Consider the following 19,153-nt stretch of genomic DNA (forward strand, 5'->3'; position numbering starts at 1 on the left):
TCGGAGTCCGGGGCCCGGTCCGGTCGTAGGCTTGTCTCCCACACTCGGGAGGGGAATTGAGCGCGGTCGTCTGTGTGCACGGGGTGAGCGGGCGGCACCCTGGCGGGGACTCGGGCCGGTGCGCCGCGTCGGAGGTGCGCTGATGCGCTACCTCATCGCGGCGGGCACCCGCCACTACGTGGAGGAGCCGGAGCTGCCTCTGGTGCACGAGGACGTCGAGGGAGTGGTCGGGCTCTTCGCGTCGATGGGGTACCAGCGGGTGCTGGCCTCCGTCTCCCACGATCCCGCATCGGCGGACTTCGAGGACGCCCTGTCCGACTGGTGCCGGAGCCCCGGGCTCACCGCCGATGACGTACTCGTCGTGTACTACGCCGGGCACGGCTCCCGGTCCGCCACCAACCAGTACCGGCTGGCGTGTGCGGACAGCACCCACGGCCGGCCCCGCTCCTGGCTGTCCCTCCCCAACCTGGCCGAGGTCGTCGCCGAATCCCCCCTGCGCAACGTGCTGTTCATCATCGACGCCTGCCACGCCGCGGCGGCCGGGGCCGGGCTCGGTGCGGTGACCGACACCGTCGTGGCCGGTCGGGGCCGCGGCGACGAACTCGGCTCGGGCACCTGGCTGCTGGCCTCCGCGCGCCATCGCGACACCGCCGTGGACGGCGCCTTCGTCTCCGAACTCGCCAAGGCCTACCGCCAGGGTGACGGGGCATCGCAGCGCCACCTGTCCCCGGGCACCGTCGCCGACCGGGTCAACCAGTCCTTCGTGGCGTCCGGGCTCAGGCAGCGGGCCGCCTGCTCGTCCGTGGACCAGTCGGAGCCGCCGCCGTTCTTCCCGAACCCGCTGTTCGACCCGCAGGCCGAGGTCACCGGGGAAGGGTGCACCGACGCAGGTTCCGCCGACCTCGCCTCGCACTTCGAACCGCGGGGGCGCGGCGTCGAACAGGTCTACGACTCCGGCTCGTACTTCACCGGGCGAGAACGCGCCCTCCGGAGGGGACGCGACCACCTCGCCGGAGAGGAGGGCCCGGGCATCCTCGTGGTGACCGCCGATCCGGGCTCCGGCAAGTCCGCCGTACTCGGGCGGCTCGTCCTGGAAGGCTGCGCCGACGCCTCCGTCAACGCCCACCACCAGACGATGGAAGCACTGGTCGAACGGCTCGCGGCCGCTGCCGACGTACGGGCCGCGACACCGGTGGCGCTGTTCGCGGCACTGGCCGGCCGGCAGCGGCCGTTCCGCGTCATCGTCGACTCGCTCGACGAGGCCGGGCCCGGCGGCGACAAGGCCGAGGCCCGCCGCATCGCCTGGGAACTGCTGCGCCCGCTCGCCGGCGTGGCCTGTGTCCGGCTCGTCGTCGGATCGCGCCGTGAGCTGCTGTCCCACATCGGGGACCGGGTGCCGGTCATCGACCTCGACGACCGCGCGTACGCCGACGACACCGACACCGCCGAGTACGTCGCGAAGATCATCTCCGACGCGGGCGCACCCTACGAGCACACCCCCGACCTCGCGCGCCGGGTGGCGGACGAGGTCGCACGCCGGGCCGGCCGCTGCTTCCTGGTCGCCCGCATGACGGCGAGCGCGCTGCTGCGCGACCGGCCCGTCGACACCTTCGTGCCGGGCTGGACGGAACAGCTCCCCTCCGACGTCGGCGGCGCCTTCGAGGCATATCTCCAGCGGCTTCCGTCCGACCGCCACGAGCCGACGATGGCGCTGCTCACCGCCCTGGCCTTCGGGGAGGGCAGCGGCCTTCCGCGCAGGATCTGGGTGCAGGCTGCCAGGAGCCTGTCGGGCATGCCGCTCACGGAGGCGCACATCGACGTGCTCCTGGAGGAGGACGGCTCCTACCTGTCCCACGCGGTGGTGGACGGGACCAGGTACTTCCGGCTGTACCACCAGGAACTGACGGACCACATGAAGACCCGGGTGCTCGCGCGCCGGGACCTCAAGGACGTCCAGGAGTGCTTCGTCGACACGCTGACGGGCCTGGTCCCGGACCGGGCCTGGTCGCGGGCCCACCCCTACGTACTGGCCCATCTCGCGACCCACGCGGCCGAGTCGGGGGCGCTGGACGACCTCCTGGCGGACGCCTCGTTCGTCGTCGGCGCGGAGCCTTCGACCCTGCTTCCCGCACTGCGCCACGCGTTGCGCGATCCCATGCTGTCCATGGCCGTCGAACGCTACTGCTACCTCCTCACGGACGGAGCCTCCGCGGCGGTCGACCGGGCCGCCCTGCTGGCGTACGTCGCGGGCACCCACGGGGAGCACGGACTCGCCCGGCAGGCCGAGGAACTCTCCGGTTCGCTGCGGCGGATCCGGGTCGAGCCCCGTGAGATCACCCCGCACCGGGTGGTGGGGCGGCACGAGGGGGACGCGTACTCGATCAGGTCGGTGAGCCTGGCCTGGACGGTCAGGGACCTCGTCCTGCCGGCCGGCGGCCGGGCCGTGCTGGCGAGCGAGCCTTCGGTTCCCCACGTGCACGTCTGGATGCTCGACGAGCCGTCCCGGTCGACGATCCTGCCGCACCCGGCGAACGTCCTCGGACTCGCGGTGCTCACCGACCGGGCCGGACGGACGGAGGCGGTCACGCTCGACGCCCGGGGCACGATCCGCGTCTGGAACGTACCGGACCAGACGCTCTCCCGGGCGATCCCCGACACCGGGTACTACGAACTCCTCGACGCCGGGCTCCGGTCCGACGGCACGCCGGTCGCCGTGTGCCGGGACACGGAACACGTGGTGGCCCTGTCGCTCCCGCAGTGGCGGGAACTGGTCCGGGTGGACTGCCCCACGCCTCCGCAGGTCACCTTCGACGCCCCCAGGGCCTCGGCCCGCCTCGGCCACGACGCGGACGGTCGTCTCTGCCTGCTCACCTGCGACGGCGTGCGGGGACGCCTTCTCCTGCACCGTCTGGAAGAGCCGCACGACCCCTCGGTCGTGCGGGAGGGGATGGCGCAGCCCCTGGTGGTCGACAGTATCCACCGAACGGGTGGGACCGTGGCCGCGATCGTCGAGTCCCGCGTCGCCATGAGCCTGTTCGACATGGGCACGGGGAAGATCACGACCGTGCCCTTCGACGGATTCTCGTGGCAGGAAGCCCGGTTCGCCCACGGCAGTGCCACCGATGCCGTCCTCGTCGCGCAGGACGACGAGAACCTGCTGATCCTCCGCCCCGACGCACCACCACGACGCCTTGCCGCGCGTGGCAAACCGGCAGCTCATGCCTCACGGATGGAACCCGTACTGCGTTCCGACGGCCAGGTCGTTGCGGTGACGGTGAGCTATCGGAGCCAGCTGACCGTCGTCGACTGCGGGACCGGCGAGGCTGTCGGCTCACCCGTCTACGGCCACGAGAGCGCCGTGTGCGCCCTGCTCCTGCTCGACGTGCCCGGGGCCGAGGGGCCCGACGTCCTCGCCGTCGGCAACGACGGCACGGCTCGGCTCTGGCCGTGGGGCGCCCACGAACGCGCACTGCCGTCCACCGGGCAGGACCCGGCCGGCCCTCTGGTCTCGGCACCCGAAGTGGACTCGCTGATCCCCTGGTCCCAGGATCCGTCGGCAGTCACGGTGGTGTCCCACCAACTCGCCAGGCACATGCGTGCGGACCGGCTGGACGATCCGCTGCTCGACGTCGGCCCCTGCCCCGGCCTGGTGCTCGGGGACACTCCTGCAGAGGAGGACCGCTCCGAGGACCCCGACGGCACGCTCAACCTGCTGTCCTGGGAGTACACGGGGCACGTGGACGCCGAGGTCGTCGGTCCCGATGCCGAAGGCTGGCCGCTCTCCCTGCCGATGTCGTTCTGCATCTGGCACCGGCTGCGCCGCGGATCGGAGACCGAGAACGGCGGGCTCGCCTGGTTCCACGGTGAGAGAGGGCGACTGCGCGGGCAGCTCCTTCCCTCGACGCGCTGGAACGCCGGCACGCGCTTCGTGGGCTTCGACGCGGTGAGCGGGCGCGTCGCGCTGCTGAGCGCCCCCGATGACGCCCCGGAGTGGGTGGCCCTCCCGTGGATCATCGACCCCGGCAACGACGCCGTCGTTTCGACGGCGTTCACCACCACGTCCGGCGCCCCGGTGCTGCTGACCGCGGTCAGACCGGCTCACGAGCACGAATCCAGCGTGGCGGGTCGATGGATCCGGCCCCCCGGCGCCGCCGATCTCGTGGAGACGTGGGCTGAGGGCCCCGTCGTCGGCCGGATGTGGAACATCCCCACGGGCACTCCGTTCCAGGACGACGGGATCGAACTCGCCTCCGACGTCTTCCGCCTGGTACCTCACCACGGCAGCGCCGGAACCCGCTGGATCGCGGAACAGGGGTTCGGCGGCACGACTTCGGTGATCGACCTGACGACGAACCGTCGATACGTCGTCACCCTCCCGCCCAGAGCCGGAAGCTCCGGTCACAGAGGCCGTCGCACGCTGTTCTCCGGCTACTCCCGCGACCTCTGCTGGGCCGAACTGCCGGACGGCACTCCCCTGCTGCTCCACCTCGACACCGCGGCGCCCGGCGAATCCGGCGCGTTTCCGGTCGCGGTCTGGAATTGCGCGACGCCCGACATCGCCCGGTGTCTGCCCGTCCCGGCTTTCCGCATCCTGTGGACCGGCCCCGCACCGAACGGCGAGGCCCTGGTGGCCGTGAGCGACGAACACGGTGTGGCCCTGTGCCATCTGCCCAGCTGCGAGAAGGTGTGGTCCGCCCCGCTGCCCGCCCTCGTCACCTCGCTCACCGCCCTTCCCGGGAGCCCGTGCCTCGACCTGGCCGTCGGCACCCAGCAGGGGGTCGTGTTCCTGCGCCCCCAGCTGTCCGCGGACTGGTGCAGGCGTCTCGGCGTCGACTGATCCGCCGATGTCCGATTCGTTCAAGACCGGGCGGGTGGGGGGCGCCTAGCGTGGCGGGCATGAACAGCACATCTGCACCGCAGTTCGCCTTCGTCGGGCTGGCCGTTTCGGACATGGCCGCCTCGGTCGCCTTCTACCGGCGGTTGGGGGTGGGGTTTGCCGAGGGGGCCGAGGGGGAGCCGCACGTCGAGGCCGAGTTGCCGGGCGGGCCGCTCCTGGTGCTCGACGCCGAGGCCACCATCCGGTCGTTCCACCCCTCCTGGCAGCCGCCGAGCCGCGGCACGCGGGCCGCGCTGGCGTTCCGCTGTGCGAGCCCCGCGCAGGTGGACGCGCTGTACGAGGAGCTGACCGGCGCCGGGTACCACGGGGAGTTGAAGCCGTGGGACGCCTTCTGGGGGCAGCGCTACGCCGTGGTGCACGATCCGGACGGCAACGGGGTGGACCTGCTCGCGCCCCTGTAGAAGGACCTAGCCGAGCAGCAGTGCGGCCATCGGCATGCCCGCCAACTCCCGTACATCGCGGGCCAGGTGGGCCTGGTCCGCATAGCCGGCCCGGGCCGCCGTCTCGGCCGGCGGGACGCCGGAGCGGGCGAGCGTCAGGGCGCGCTGCATGCGCAGGATCCGGGCGAGGGTCTTGGGACCGTAGCCGAAGGCGGCCAGTGAGCGGCGGTGGAGTTGGCGCGCGCCGAGGCCGACCGTCTCGGCCGTCGCGGCGACGGACCGTCCGGCGGCGAGCGAGGCGGCCACCGAGCGGATCAGCGGGTCCTCGGGCCGGGCCTCGGCCGCCAGGCGCAGGGCCAGGGCCTCCAGTGCGGCGGCCGCGTCGGGGGCCGCGTCGATGCGTTCGGTGAGGCGCCGGACTTCGGCAGCCGGCCGCAGGTCGGCCAACTCGACCCTGCGGTCCCGCAGTTCGTGCGCGGGGACGCCGAGCAGCGCGGGGGCGGCGCCGGGCCGGAAGCGTACGCCGGCCCACGGGCCGCGCAGCCCGGGGCCGGGGCGGAAGGCGTGGGTGTCCGGTCCGGCGACCAGGAGCCTCCCCTGCGTCCACAGCAGGTCCATGCAGCCGTCGGGCAGGACGGGCCCGGCCTGGGCGGCGTCCGTACGCGCGAGGGCCTGCTTCGTCCACACGACCGCACCGGGCAGCCGGGACGCGCGCTCCAGGTACGGCGAGGACGGTTCCATGACGCGAGGCTACGCGCCGCGGGACGGGGGCGCGCGAACGCCGTTGGCCCCGGCTGCGCCAGGCAACCGGGGCCAACGGGGATGTCGGAGACGTCAGGCCGGACGGGCGGGGGCTCAGGCGACCGGCTCGGCCTCCGGCGCCACCGGAGCGTCTCCCCCCGCGCCGGCGGTCTTCCGGCCGTCGCGCATCAGCACCAGGGTGAGCGCCGCGGCCGCGACGACCGCGATGCCGCCCACCGTGAAGGTGGTGGAGGTGGCGGTGTTGAACGCCTCCCGGGCGGCCGCGACCAGTCCGCCGTCCCCGGTGGAGCGGGCCACCGCGAGCGCGCCGGTGATGTCGTGGCGGGCGGCCTCGGGGGCGGCGCCCGGCATCGCGCCGGTGTAGGTGCTGGAGAGCACGGTGCCGAGGATGGCCACGCCGAGCGCCGCGCCGGACTGCTGGATGGTGTCGTTGAGCGCGGAGCCGACGCCGGCGTGCTCGCTGGGGATGGCGCCCATCAGCGCGTTGGCGGCGGCCGGCATGCCGAGGCCGGAGCCGATGCCCAGCACCAGCATGGCCAGGCCGACCTTGGTGAAGCCGTCGCCGACCGACAGGGTGGCCAGCAGCCCGAAGCCGCCCGCGATGATCAGCATGCCGATCGAGGTGAGCGCCCGCGCCGGGACCTTCTTGCCGAGCACCGCGCCCAGCGCGTTGAACACCAGCGAGGCGATGGCCAGCGGGATGAAGGCGAGGCCGGTGTCGGTGGGCGAGAACTCCAGCACGAACTGGAGGTGCTGGGTGAGGACCAGCATCAGCCCGCCGGTGGCGAAGGTCAGCAGGACGAGCGAGAAGCTGGCGCCGGTGAAGACCCGGTTGCGGAACAGGTTGAGCGGGACCATCGGCGAGTCGGTGCGGACCTGCCGGACGGCGAAGCCGGCCAGTGCGGCCACCGCGAGGAGGAGCGCGCCGAGGGTGCTCACGCTGGTGAAGCCGTCCCGGGGCAGCACGATGATCGACCAGACCAGCGCCGTCATGCCGATCATCGACAGCACCATGCCCGGCAGGTCGGGACGGCGCCACGGCCCCTTGGACTCGGGCATCAGCACCATCGCGGCGAGGATGGCGACAGCCGCGACCGGCACGTTGAGCAGGAAGACCGCACCCCACCAGAAGTGCGCGATCAGCGCGCCGCCCAGCACCGGACCGCCGACCAGGCCGATCATGGCCACCGCGGTCCAGGCGGCGATCGCCTTCGGGCGCTCCTCGTCGTCGAAGACGGTGATCAGGATGGAGAGCGTGCTCGGCATGACCAGCGCGCCGCCGACGCCCATCAGGACGCGCCCGGCTATCAGCTCACCGGGGCTGCCGGCGTACGCCGCGACCAGCGAGGCGGCGCCGAACAGCGCCAGTCCGACGATCATCACCTTCCGCCGGCCGAAGCGGTCGGAGAGGCTGCCCGAGGTGAGCAGCAGGCCGGCGAAGACCAGGATGTACGAGTCGATGATCCACTGGATGTCCTGCGCCCCGGCCTTGAGGTCCTCCGCGATCGGAGGGACGGACACCGTGAGCACCATGTTGTCGATCACCAGCACCAGGCTGCTGAGACAGAGCACGACCAGAATGAGCCAGCGCTGCGGATGACGTTCCACGGCGTTTCCCCCTTCGAGCTTCGGATCGGACGCGGGCTGTGGCCGCGCGGAAGTCGTCGCGGGCACACCGCCCTCCGTCCCCAGGGGTACGGTGTGCGCCGCTCCGAACACTGTACGGACACCGCACACTGTTCGCAACGCCGTACGCCGTTCGACCTCCGCACGCTGTTCGTGGCGCCGTACACTGTTCGCAACCGTGTGGCGAGCTGCGCCGGACCGAACCGGGTCCGGACGATTGGTGAGGAGGGCCCGATGGCGGCCAAATCAGAGGACGGTACGACCCCGGGCATCCCGACGCTGTGGAACCGGCCCCAGCGACGGCGGGAGCAGCCCACCCTCAGTCGCGAGCAGATCGTCGCCGAGGCCTTCGCGCTGCTGGACTCCGACGGCATCGAGGCGCTGAGCATGCGCAAGCTCGCCGCCCGGCTGAACGCCGGCGCGACCTCGCTCTACACCCACGTCGCCAACAAGGACGAGCTGCTCGCCCTGGTCGTCGACCAGGTCTTCGGCACCCTCCCGCAGCCCGAGGCCGAGGGCTGCGAGGACCCGGAGGTCTGGCGCGCGAAGGTCATGGAGTGCGCCGAGAGCATGCGCGCGGCCATCATGCGCCACCCCTGGATGGTGTCCGTGATCGGCGACGTCGGGATGATCTACCTCGGCCCCAGCTGGATGCGGCTCTCCGAGGCCCTGCTGGCCGTGCTGGACACGGCCGGTTTCGAGATCGGCGAGGCGAACGACGCGATGAACGCGGTCATGGGCTACACCATCGGGACCGCCTGCGTGGAGGCCTCCTGGGTGACCGCGCTGGCCCGCAGCGGCCAGGACGAGCAGGAGTGGATGAACCAGCTGCTGCCCGCCGTCATCGAGGCCACCAAGGAGTTCCCGCGGCTGCACCGGCTGTACACCACCGAGGTTCCGGACGAGGTCGCCGCGGGCCGGGACAGCAGCTTCGCCCGCGGCGTCAACGTCATCCTGGACGGGATCGAGGCGTCCCGGGCCGCCCGCCACGAGGGCTGAACCCGGACGGTCGGCCCACCCGGGACGTGCTCAACTCCCGCTGAGCGCCTGCACCTCCGCGTACCCGGGCACCGGGCCGACCGGCTCGCCCGCCGCGACGGCCGCCGCCGCGGCCACCGCCGCCGACAGGGCCGCGCGGTACAGCAACGAGCCCAGGCTGACCCGGGCCACCCCGAGCCCGGCCAGCTCGGCGAGGCCCGGGCCGGCCGGCGTCCAGAGGATGTTGAGCGGGACGGCGAGCGCGCCGACCAGCCGGCCGATGGCCGCCGGATCGGTCAACCCGGGGACGAACACCCCGTCCGCGCCCGCCCGCTGGTAGGCGTCCAGGCGCCGGAGCGTCTCCGCCTCGGGGGCGCCCTGACCGCACCAGTAGGTGTCGGTGCGGGCGTTCACGAACAGCTCCGGCACGGCCGCCTTCACCGCCGCGATCTTCGCGGCGTGACGGACGGACGGGGTCAGCGTGCCGTCCGCCCGGCCGTCCTCCAGGTTGATGCCGACCACTCCCGCCTTCGCCAACTCCACGGCCAGCTCGGCGACTTCGTCCGGGTCGTCGCTGAACCCGGACTCCGCGTCGACGCTGAGCAGGAAGCCGCCGCGCCCGAGCCGGCGCGCCAGCCGTACGGTCTCCGCGCGGGTGGCGGCGGCGCCGTCGGGCAGCCCGGCGACGGCTGCCACACCCAGGCTGGTGGTGCCGATCGCGGGGTGGCCCTGGGCGGCGAGGGCGACGGCCGAGGCGTGGTCCCAGGCGTTGGGGAGCAGCAGCGGGCGGCCGGGCCGGTGGTGCAGGGCCGCGAAGGGGGTCATCGGGTCGTCTCCATCGGCTCGTTCGTGAGGTCTCCGGTCGCGTCCGCCGGGCAGTCGGCCGCGTCCGCCGGGCTCCCGACCGAGTCCGCGTAGTAGTACCCGGCCCCGGAGACGTGGCAGACGATCTGCCGGAAGCTCCAGCCCGCCCCCGGCGAGTCGTCCAGCTGCCCGTCCGGCAGCGCGGCGATCCGCCGGGACCAGATCCCGGCCAGCCGGGTCAGCCGGCTGCGGGCCTCGTCCAGGTCGGCAGTGGTGAACGGGGCGAGGTCGGCCGGGGTGGTGACGTTGGAGGCGTGCCAGTGGTCGGGCTCGGTCGGCTCGCCGACCAGTCGGGCATCCAACTCGGCCAGGTGGTCCAGGAGATGGTCGGTGATGCGGCGAACCGCCTTGTGCGGAGCGTAGGTTCGGCCGTCGGCGTTGACGATCGGGCGACCGTCCCAGACCGTCCAGCCGGCCGCCAGCGCGAGCACGTGATCGACCATCTCCGGCACCAGGGAGGCGAGTTCGCCCTTGTCGAGGTCCGACGCCGGCGGCGTCTCGGTGTCCGCCGGATCGGAGGCGCCGTACAGGATGCCCTCGGCGATGACCATGGCCTGCGAGCGCCCCGGACAACTCCGGGGCGGGGCGCCGAAGGTGAGCGCGACGCCCTCCGGCGCCCCGGCCTGGGCGGCCGCGATGTCGAGCAGGACCTGCGTCCCGGCCGGTACCGCGACCCCGCCGACCTCGGTCGCCCGGGCGGCGAGCCGGCGCATCGTCCTCAGCGGCGGGTCCGTGCGCAGCACCCCGGCCGGCCCGTCCTCGTGCCGGCGGGCGCCCTCGACCAGCGCGGCGGTGGCGTCGCAGGCCTGGACGAGCAGGCCGATCCGGTTCGCGGCCGTCTCCTCGTCCCGGTCCCCCATCGCGGGCAGCAGCCGGGCCACCGCCACGTCCGCCGCCGGGTCGTCCGGTGTGTCGGCGAAGTACGCCCGGGCCACCGTCGCGACGTCCCGCGCCACGGCCTCCGGGTCGGCCAGGCCCAGCTCCGCCGCGAGCACCCGGACCACCCGCAGCCGGACGTCGGGCTCGAAGCCGCCGGCCGCGGCCACCCGCAGCCGGGCCGGGTCCAGCCGCTCCAGGTCGGCCAGCACCAGCGCCCGGCGCCGGGCGTGCGGCTCGCCCGAGCTGAACCGGGCGACGGCGGACCGCAGCCAGGCCACCGTGCCGGGGGTGGCGCCGGGCGCGGCGGGCGGCGGGACCAGCGCCGGGTCGGCCAGGGCCGCCGTGACGTCGCCGTAGCGGGAGAAGGTCATGGTCGCGGGGCCGGAGGCCACCGTGGTTTCGCTCATGCCGTCATCGTGGCCCCGGGTCGTTTCGGCGCCGGCCGAACCGTGCCGGCGCGACCCTGGAGGCATGTCCCCGGCTCCGCTCCCCCACGCGGCCCCGCCGCTTCGACCGCCCCGGCCCCCGGACGCAGCCCTCCGCGCGCCCGCGGACACACCCACGGACACGCCCCCGCACCCCGACCATGGAGGCATGACGCTCGCCGCCTTCGCCGCCCTGCTCGCCGACCCCACCCGCGCCGCCATCTGCACCGCGCTGCTCGACGGCCGCGCCTGGACCGCCGGTGAGCTGGCCCGGCACGCGCGCGTCGCGCCGTCCACGGCCAGCGAGCACCTGTCCCGGCTGATCGCGGGCGGGCTGCTGGCCGAGGAACGGCAGGGCCGGCACCGGTACGTCCGACTGGCCACGCCCGCGGTGGCCACGCTGATCGAGGACCTCACCGCCTTCGCCGAGTCCGGCCCCGGCCCCGCGACCGCTCCCCGTAACCTGGGCGAGGCCACCCGGCTGAGCGCCGAGGCGCGCGCCCGCACCTGCTACGACCACCTGGCCGGGCGCCTCGGCGTGGCCGTGTCCGACGCGCTGCTCGCCCGCGGCTTGGTCACCGAGGAGGGCGGGCTGGCCGTCACCGGGCTCGGGCGGGACTGGCTGGCCGCGCAGGCGATCGAGTTGCCGCCGCGCGCGGGCCGCCGGGGCGGGCGCCCGGTGGTGCGCAGCTGCCTGGACTGGACGGAGCGCCGCAACCACCTGGGCGGGGCGCTGGGCGCGGCGCTCTGCCGGGCCGCCCTGGACCGCGCCTGGGTGGAGCGGATCGGCTCCGGACGGGCCCTTCGGGTCACCCCGGACGGCGGCCGGGTGCTGCGCGAACTCCTCGGCGTGGAGCTGCCCTGACGGCGCTCCGGCCACCGTCGGCGCCGCTCAGCCCGTCGACTTCGCCCCGTCCAGCGACTCCCGGACGATGTCGGCGTGCCCGGCGTGCTGCGCGGTCTCGGCGATCAGGTGCAGCAGCACCCGCCGGACCGACCAGGTCGTGCCCGGCGGGAACCAGGGCGCGGGCGGCAGCTCATGGGCGAGGTCGAGGTCGGGCAGGGTCCGGACCAGCTCGTCCGTGCCGCGGGCCACCCGCTCGTACTCGGCGAGCAGCCCGGCCAGGGTGTCGCCCTCCGCCATCCGGAACTGGGCCGCCCAGGCGTCCGCGTTGCCGGGGCCGTGCTGCCCGTCCCGGCCCCGCATCGCCTCGGCGCCGCCGGTCATGAACCGCCCCCAGCGTTCCTCGACCGCCGCCACGTGCTTGATCAGGCCGCCGAGGCTCAGCTCGCTGACCGTGGTGCGCCGGGCCGCCTGCGCGTCGGTGAGGTCCCGGACGGTGTGCCGCAGCAGGCCGCGGTGCTTGTCGAGCGTCTCGACGAGTTCCTCGCGCTCACCCACGGGCCACTCCCGCCGCCCTCCGGACGGGCCGGCCTGCCGCCCGCCACGTCATGAGCCGTCCACCGTCTTCGGCTGCTCGCCGACCGTCCGTCCGAGGTCGATCAGCCCGAAGGCCGCACCCTGCGGGTCGCCGACCGCCGCGAACCGGCCGAACGGGCTGTCCATCGGCCCGAAGTACACCGTGCCGCCACGCGCCGTCAGCCGCCCGATCGCGGCATCGGTGTCGTCCACCGCGAAGTAGACGCTGATGTACGAGGGCGCCTGGGGCGGCAGGACGCCCTCGGCTCCCATCCAGCCCAGCACCGGCCGGTCGCCGACCCGGAACATCCGGTAGTCGAACTCCTCGGAGTCCATCCTCGTCACGCCGTACGGGAAGACCGCGGGGAAGAAGGCGTCGGCCTTCGCGGGCTCGCGGGTCACCAGCTCGGCCCAGCTGTACGCGCCGGGCCCGCCCTGCTGCTCGAAGCCCTCGTACCGGTCTGCCTGCCAGACGCCGAACACCACGCCGGCCGGGTCCCTGGCGATCACCATCGTGCCGAAGTCGCCGATCTGCGTCGGCCCCATGAGCACCTCACCGCCGTTGGCGCGGATCCGCGCCGCAGTGGCGGCGGCGTCCGGCGAGGCCAGGTACAGGCACCAGGCGGACTGGGCCTCCACGCCGGGCATCGGCGGCACGATCGCGGCGACCGCCCTGCCGTCCGAGTACGCCCGGGTGTAGTTGCCGAACTCCGACGAACTCTCACCGAAGGTCCAGCCCAGCACGTCGCCGTAGAAGGCCTTCGCGCCCTCCAGATCGGTGAACATCGCGTCGGCCCAACAGGGTGTGCCCTCAGGTAGCGCAGCCATCTCTCTGCCCTCGTGTGTGGCGAAGTGCGCGCGCCGGAGGGCGCGCGCCGGTCCCCGGCTCGCCAGCCTAGCCACGACGCGGCGCCCCCGCGCGGGATGGAGCGGGACGGACCCGCGCGGGGGCGCTTCGTCAGCGACTCACTGCCGCGGCACCGTCCCGCCCGACGGCAGCCGCAACGAGGCCGTGCCCAGGCCGGTCGGGCCGAGCGGCAGCACACCGGTCAGGACGGCCGCCGAGGGCTCCGGAGCCCGCTCGGGGCCGGGGACGGGCAACGGCGGCACCGCGGGCACCGGCACCCTTGGGAGGGCCGGCGCGGTGGGAGCCGTCGGAGCCTCGGCGGCGGCCGCCGCGGCCGCCCGCCGGGCCTGTGAGGCCTCCGCCAGGTCCCGTCCCGCGCCGTAGTGCCGCTCCAGGTCGGCCGTCCCGTACCGAAGACAGCCCTCGTGCCAGCTCAGGATGCCCGCGAGCCAGTTCTCCAGTTCCCCCACGTACCCGTCGAGCAGCTCCCTGGCCGCCGGTTCCAGCCCGAAGTCCTCGTACATGACCGGGAGTTCCTTCTGCGCGACGTGCTGGAACTGGCCCAGTCGCGAGTGCATCAGGTCGTCGACGATCCGGACCGCCGACTCGTAGTCGCAGTTGAAGAAGTTCTGCACCACCAGGACGGCGTTGTGCAGCTCGCCCTCGTACTCGACCTCCTTCTGGTACGAGAAGAGGTCGTTCATCATGCACGCGTAGTCCATCGCGGAGTTCTCCAGCGCGCGCATCGAGCCGTGGTCGTACACCTCCGGCGGCACGGTCTCCCCGTGGCCCAGTCGGGAGAGGCTCGTGGTGAGCTCGGAGCCGAAGGTGGAGCGGCGCATCTCCAGGTAGTCCACCGGGTCCGGGATCCGGTTCTGGATGTGGTTGGCCAGCTCCCAGATCCAGCTGTCCAGCATCGCCTCGACCGCCACCCGGAACCGGGCCCTGGCCTCGACGGCCATCGGGCCGGCGGTGCGCTCCCAGATGTCGGCGAGGCCGCGCTCCAGCGCGTTGACGGGTTCCGGTGCGGGGGTGCCGTCCACCGGCATGAACAGCGACAGCCGCGCGTTGGCGGCCTTGGCGCCGGCCAGGTCACGGGTGTGCCCGAAGGCCCGGGGGTAGTAGTCGTCGGCCCAGGTGCCCCAGAGCAACCAGGCCGACGCGATGTCGAGTTGGTCGGCCGTGGCGTCCGGGTGGATGCCGGCCGCGCAGAGCGGGAGGTCGTAGTCGCGCGTCGACTCGGCGTCCCAGATGCCGGACGCGGGAACGCCCGGCTCCACCGCCAGCAGTCCCATCCGCTCCGCCCACTCGACCACGCGCTCCCGGGCGCCGTCCAGGTGGGGGCTCAGCCGGAGCTCGTACGGCAGCTTGAACTCGGGCAGCCGGGACGGCCCGACGGCCTGGTACGGCACGTGGCTGTACGACCGCGCCCGTCGCCCCGCCGGGCCCGCCGCGCCCCCGGCCGCCGACGCCACGCCCTTCTCCGCCGAGGCCGCCGGGGCCGCCGAGGCCCCCGCGGCCGTGCTGCGCAGGATGTCCAGCGCCGAGGTGCCGATGCCGCCGATCGCGTACTGGTCCCACCAGTTGCCGCCCCCGGACCCGCCCGGCAGCCCCGGCAGCCCCGCCGGAGCGCCGCCCGAGCCGGGTGCCACCCCTGCGCCGGGACCGCCCGAACCCGCCGCCGCCCCACCGCCGTTCATGTACCGGCTGGAGCGCAGGTGCCACTCGTGCCCGCCGGACTGCCAGTCCTGGAGGCCCTTGACGTACGCCATCACCCGGGCGCGGCCCTCCGGGTCGAGCCCGGTCTCCGCGAACAGCACCGGCAGTTCGGTGAACACGGTGTTCTCGAACTGCTGGAGCCGCGAGGTGAGCAGGTCGTTGACCGCCTCGGCGGCCTCCTGGGTGGAGCACTCCAGGAACCGTTCCAGCACCAGGATCCCGTTGCTCAGCTCGCCCTCGTCCTCCACCTCCCGCTGGTACGAGAAGATGTCGTTGCGCAGGTGCACCCCGTCGGAGAAGGCGTCCATCAGCACCCGCAGCGCCCGCGAGCCCGACACCTCCTTGGGCACCTCGGCGCCGGCGGCGTACTCGACCAACTGCGCGGACCAGGGCGCGCCGCCGACCTTGCGGCGCATCTCGATGTACTCGACCGGGTTGGCCACCCGGCCCTCGTTGATGTTCGCGAGCTCCCAGAGCGACTCGTTGAGCAGGTTCCGGGTGCTCTCGGCGAAGCGGACCCGCCAGTCCTCGCCCATCGCCGGCACGGTGCGCCGCCACAGGTCGGCCAGGCCCGCCTCGACCGGGTTCTCCGGCTCGGGCAGCTCGGCGGCCGGGTCGGCCGGCATGAACAGCGGCAGCCGGTCGAGGTGGGCCTTGCCCGCCTCGCGGTCGTTGGTGCGCTTGTACATGTCGAGGAAGTGGTCGTCGAAGAAGAAGACCCACACGTACCAGTCGGTGACCAGCGACAGTGCCTCGGCGGACGCGTCGGGATGGGTGTACGCGCAGAGCAGGCCGTAGTCGTGGGCCTCCAGGTCGGCCTGGTCCCAGATTCCGGAACCCTCCAGTATCCCCATCTCCCGGGCCCAGACGGTGGAATGGGCTCGCGCCTCGTCCAGATGGGGGTTGAGCCGCGCCGGGTGCGGCACGTAGAAGGACGGCAGTTCGAACGGCTGGGTCACGGCGGGCGAGCCTTTCTGGACGCGTCGATTGGACCAAGAATGACCCGCCGTCAGCTCGCCGCACCGGCACAACAGAAACAGTCATATAAAATGACTCGCCGCCTCCACGCAATATCGCCCACCCGGCCGAGCGCTCTCCCGCACCCCGCACGCCCCCATGCCCGCCCCCACGCGCACCGGGGATTCGGAGGCCGCGGAGGCCGGGGCCCGGCCTCAGGACGCGAGGCCGAGGACGAGGGAGGCGGCGGCGGGGGCCAGGTAGAGGAGGGGGAAGGGGACGTGGGCGTAGGCGCGGGCGCGGACGACGGTGATGACGGCGCCGAGGAAGTAGAGGACCACGCCGACCGCGGCCGCGTAGCCGACGGCCGGGACGACGAGGCCGGCCAGCAGGCCGAGGGCGCCGGCCGCCTTGGCGACGCCGAGCCAGGTCCACCAGGCGCGCGGAACGCCGTAGTCGGCGAGGGGCTTCACGACGTACTCGGCGCCGGCGAAGACGGAGTAGGCCGAGAAGCCGACCATGAGGGCGCCGAGGACGGTGACGACGGTGTGGGCGACGGACATTGGAGTGCTCCCCATTCGATGGCTGTTCGGTTCGACACTCCCCTGACCCGGGGCACCCGACGGATGTGACAGGCGCGGGCAAAAATTTGTCCGCGACGACCCGCCGTCACCCCCGCCAACCCACTCCGCCAACGAACAATGCAGCTCAGACAAGGCGTTCAACAGACAAGACTTCCCCGGCTACGGGCGTGTTGACCGCCTGCGCCAACGCCGCTTCCACCAGACTGGGCGACCCGACGTCAACTCCGAGGAGGGCAAGTCCATGGACGCCACCGTTCGGCTAGCACAGCAGCCCGAGGCCGACGAACTGCTCGGACGGAGTGCGCTCGCCGCGCTCGTCGGCATGCTGCTGGACCAGCAGGTCCCGATGGAGTGGGCGTTCACCGGCCCGCTGACCATCGCCCAGCGCCTCGGCCACGACGATCTGGACGCCCACGAGATCGCCACCTACAACCCGGAGGAGTTCGTCGCACTCCTCTCCGCGAAGCCCGCGGTCCACCGCTACCCGGCCGCGATGGCCAAACGGGTGCAACAGCTCTGCCAGTTCCTCGTCGCGCAGTACGACGGCGACGCCGCCGCGCTGTGGAAGAACGTCCGCACCGGCAAGGAACTGCTCAGCCGGCTCAACGCCCTGCCCGGCTTCGGCAAGCAGAAGTCGCAGATCTTCCTGGCCCTGCTCGGCAAGCAGTACGGGGTGCAGCCCGAGGGCTGGCGCGAGGCGGCCGGGGTGTACGGCGAGGAGGGCTCGCACCGCTCGGTCGCCGACATCACCGGCCCCGAATCCCTCATCCTGGTACGGGAGTTCAAGCAGGAGATGAAGCGCGCCGCGAAGGAGGCCAAGGCCGCCGCCAAGCCCCGCACCACCACCCGGACCGCCACCGCCGCCACCAGCGGCGCCCGCTGAGCCGACGGGCGGACCACGGCCGCGAAAACCGATTGCCCCGCCCCACCCCACCGGGTGACGCTTCCGGCATGACCGCAACCACCCCCGCCACCCGCAGCGTGTCCGCCCTCTTCGCCCCCGACGGCCGCCTGATCGCCGTCCCCCGCAAGGCGGCCCGCCGGGAGCAGCTGCTGGCCCACCTCGCAGAGACCCTGTTCGAGCCGGGCCGCAGCTACACCGAGGCCGAGGTCAACGACGCCCTGCGCGCCGTGCACGACGACGTCCCGGCCCTGCGCCGCTACCTGGTCGAGGCCGGGCACCTGGCCCGCCCGAAGGACGGCAGCAGCTACCAGCGGGTCGGCACCCCCGTGTAGGCGTACCGCCCACGGACAGAGGGCCCCGGCCGCGCAGCGCGACCAAGGCCCTCGACCACGGCAAGGACGTCAGACCAGGACAGCCTCGGACTCCCGCTCCGGTGCGGCGTCCTCGACCGCCGCACCCCGCTTGCGCGGCAACGCGAACATCAGCAGGAACACCGCGAACAGCACTCCCGCGACCCACCACATCGCGTGCACGAAGGCCCCGCCGAACGCCGCTCCGACCGCCTCCGGCGCGACCACGTCGTCCATCGCCCCGAAGAAGGCCACCGACACCAGGCCGAGCCCGAGCGCGTTGCCCACCTGCTGCACGGTGTTGATCAGCCCGGACGCCGAACCGGCGTGCTCACGCGGCACCTCCGACAGCACCGCGTCGGTGATCGGCGCGACGATCAGCCCCATCCCGAGGCCCATCACCACCAGCGGCAGCGCCATCTGCCAGGCCGTGATCGCCGTCCCGTACCGGTCCGCCTCCCAGATGTAGACGAGCACGCCCGCCGCCATCACCAGCGCGCCGGTCTGGAGCACCTTCCGCCCGAACCGCGGCACCAGCTTCTGCACCGACAGCCCGGCCGCCGTGGAGACCGCGATGGAGAACGGGATGCCGGTCGCACCGGCCTTGAGCGGGCTCCAGCCCAGCCCCACCTGCATGTAGAGGGTCCAGACCAGGAAGTAGATGCCGAGCGCCACGCCGAAGGCCAGCTGCACGCAGATCCCGGCCGCGAAGGACTTCACCCGGAACAGCGCCAGCTCCACCAGTGGCGAGCCGTCCCGCCGCGTCTTGACCCTCTCGTACGCCACGAACAGCGCGAACACCGGCAGGCTCCCGGCCATCGACAGGTAGCCCCACAGCGGCCAGCCGGCCTCCCGGCCGTGCGTCAGCGGGTAGATCAGCATCAGCAGGCCGAGGCTGGCCAGCGCCACGCCCACCAGGTCCAGCTTCAGTGCCTGGTCGGCCTTCGACTCGTCGATGAAGCGGCGGCCGAGCAACAGCCCGGCGATGCCGACCGGCAGGTTGATCAGGAAGATCGGGCGCCAGGCCAGACCGAACAGGTCCCACTCGGTGAGCAGCGCACCGATCATCGGACCGGAGACCGCGCCCAGCCCGACCACTGCGCCGAACAGGCCGAACACCTTGCCGCGCTCCTCCGCCGGGAAGGTCGCGTGGATGATCGACAGCACCTGCGGCACCATCAGCGCCGCCGTCCCGCCCTGGAGCAGCCGGGTCGCGACCAGCATCTCCGGGCCGGAGGCCAGCCCGCACAGCGCCGAGGCCAGCGTGAAGCCGCCGATCCCGATCAGGAACACCCGCTTGCGGCCGTGGATGTCGCCCAGCCGGCCGCCGGTGATCAGCCCGATCGCGAAGGCCAGCGCGTAGCCGCCGGTGACCCACTGGATGGCGCTGAACGAGGCACCGGTGTCCTGCTGGATGCTCGGGATGGCGATGTTGACGATGGTGACGTCCACCAGGTCCATGAAGGAGGCGACCATCACGATCGTCAGCGCGATCCACCTCCGCCGGTCCGTTGCCGGGGTGCTCATTCCGTAGTCCTCATTTCTTCTCCACGTCCACGAC

15 protein-coding genes are annotated in these 19,153 nt (G+C 73.3%); 6 read left to right on the forward strand and 9 right to left on the reverse strand.

Going from position 1 to position 19,153, the window contains the following annotated elements; translation table 11 throughout:
* Nucleotides 1-142: 142 nt before the first annotated feature.
* Nucleotides 143-4,837 (forward strand): caspase family protein, encoded by a 4,695-nt coding sequence (locus ACIRRH_RS28610; RefSeq protein ID WP_403073163.1) that lies wholly within the window; start codon nt 143-145, stop codon nt 4,835-4,837.
* Nucleotides 4,838-4,896: 59 nt separating this feature from the next.
* The gene (locus tag ACIRRH_RS28615) at nt 4,897-5,298 is read left to right on the forward strand and encodes a VOC family protein (protein WP_403073165.1); all 402 of its coding nucleotides are present in this window, start codon (nt 4,897-4,899) and stop codon (nt 5,296-5,298) included.
* Between the two features lie 6 nt (nt 5,299-5,304).
* Here ACIRRH_RS28615 and ACIRRH_RS28620 read toward each other — a convergent pair whose 3' ends face one another.
* Together ACIRRH_RS28620 and ACIRRH_RS28625 are read right to left on the reverse strand one after the other, a co-directional pair.
* Entirely contained in the window at nt 5,305-6,018 is a 714-nt protein-coding gene (locus ACIRRH_RS28620; RefSeq protein ID WP_403073167.1) for a helix-turn-helix domain-containing protein, read from the reverse strand.
* A gap of 114 nt (nt 6,019-6,132) precedes the next feature.
* Nucleotides 6,133-7,647: an MFS transporter gene (locus tag ACIRRH_RS28625; protein ID WP_403073169.1), complete on the reverse strand. Its 1,515-nt coding sequence runs from the start codon at nt 7,645-7,647 to the stop codon at nt 6,133-6,135.
* A gap of 252 nt (nt 7,648-7,899) precedes the next feature.
* Here ACIRRH_RS28625 and ACIRRH_RS28630 point away from each other — a divergent pair, with 252 nt between their 5' ends.
* Entirely contained in the window at nt 7,900-8,664 is a 765-nt protein-coding gene (locus tag ACIRRH_RS28630) for a TetR/AcrR family transcriptional regulator (protein WP_403073171.1), read from the forward strand.
* A gap of 30 nt (nt 8,665-8,694) precedes the next feature.
* On the opposite strand, the gene ACIRRH_RS28635 is transcribed toward ACIRRH_RS28630, so the two are convergent.
* Nucleotides 8,695-9,468, reverse strand: coding sequence for an isocitrate lyase/phosphoenolpyruvate mutase family protein (locus ACIRRH_RS28635; RefSeq protein WP_403073173.1), 774 nt, complete (start codon nt 9,466-9,468; stop codon nt 8,695-8,697).
* Nucleotides 9,465-10,793, reverse strand: coding sequence for a hypothetical protein (locus tag ACIRRH_RS28640; RefSeq protein ID WP_403073174.1), 1,329 nt, complete (start codon nt 10,791-10,793; stop codon nt 9,465-9,467). The genes ACIRRH_RS28635 and ACIRRH_RS28640 overlap by 4 nt, the downstream gene beginning before the upstream one ends.
* 187 nt (nt 10,794-10,980) lie before the next feature.
* Here ACIRRH_RS28640 and ACIRRH_RS28645 point away from each other — a divergent pair, with 187 nt between their 5' ends.
* Nucleotides 10,981-11,676 (forward strand): ArsR/SmtB family transcription factor, encoded by a 696-nt coding sequence (locus tag ACIRRH_RS28645; RefSeq protein WP_403073176.1) that lies wholly within the window; start codon nt 10,981-10,983, stop codon nt 11,674-11,676.
* Nucleotides 11,677-11,703: 27 nt separating this feature from the next.
* On the opposite strand, the gene ACIRRH_RS28650 is transcribed toward ACIRRH_RS28645, so the two are convergent.
* From ACIRRH_RS28650 to ACIRRH_RS28665, 4 genes are all read right to left on the reverse strand, one after another.
* Nucleotides 11,704-12,213, reverse strand: coding sequence for a DinB family protein (locus tag ACIRRH_RS28650; protein WP_403073178.1), 510 nt, complete (start codon nt 12,211-12,213; stop codon nt 11,704-11,706).
* A 48-nt stretch (nt 12,214-12,261) separates the two neighbouring features.
* Complete coding sequence (locus ACIRRH_RS28655) at nt 12,262-13,059, reverse strand: VOC family protein (protein WP_403073180.1); 798 nt, start codon at nt 13,057-13,059, stop codon at nt 12,262-12,264.
* A gap of 138 nt (nt 13,060-13,197) precedes the next feature.
* Entirely contained in the window at nt 13,198-15,756 is a 2,559-nt protein-coding gene (locus tag ACIRRH_RS28660; protein WP_403073182.1) for a germacradienol/geosmin synthase, read from the reverse strand.
* Nucleotides 15,757-15,969: 213 nt separating this feature from the next.
* The gene (locus tag ACIRRH_RS28665) at nt 15,970-16,317 is read right to left on the reverse strand and encodes a DoxX family protein (protein ID WP_403073183.1); all 348 of its coding nucleotides are present in this window, start codon (nt 16,315-16,317) and stop codon (nt 15,970-15,972) included.
* A gap of 262 nt (nt 16,318-16,579) precedes the next feature.
* On the opposite strand from ACIRRH_RS28665, the gene ACIRRH_RS28670 reads away from it, so the two are divergent.
* Entirely contained in the window at nt 16,580-17,221 is a 642-nt protein-coding gene (locus tag ACIRRH_RS28670) for an HhH-GPD-type base excision DNA repair protein (RefSeq protein WP_403073185.1), read from the forward strand.
* 68 nt (nt 17,222-17,289) lie between these two features.
* Nucleotides 17,290-17,574 (forward strand): DUF2087 domain-containing protein, encoded by a 285-nt coding sequence (locus tag ACIRRH_RS28675; protein WP_403073187.1) that lies wholly within the window; start codon nt 17,290-17,292, stop codon nt 17,572-17,574.
* Between the two features lie 69 nt (nt 17,575-17,643).
* Here the strand turns inward: ACIRRH_RS28675 and ACIRRH_RS28680 are convergent, their stop codons facing one another.
* Nucleotides 17,644-19,119 (reverse strand): MFS transporter, encoded by a 1,476-nt coding sequence (locus ACIRRH_RS28680; protein ID WP_403073189.1) that lies wholly within the window; start codon nt 19,117-19,119, stop codon nt 17,644-17,646.
* Nucleotides 19,120-19,153: the final 34 nt, after the last annotated feature.

It is taken from the genome of Kitasatospora sp. NPDC101235 (genome assembly GCF_044767505.1).
Taxonomy (GTDB): domain Bacteria; phylum Actinomycetota; class Actinomycetes; order Streptomycetales; family Streptomycetaceae; genus Kitasatospora.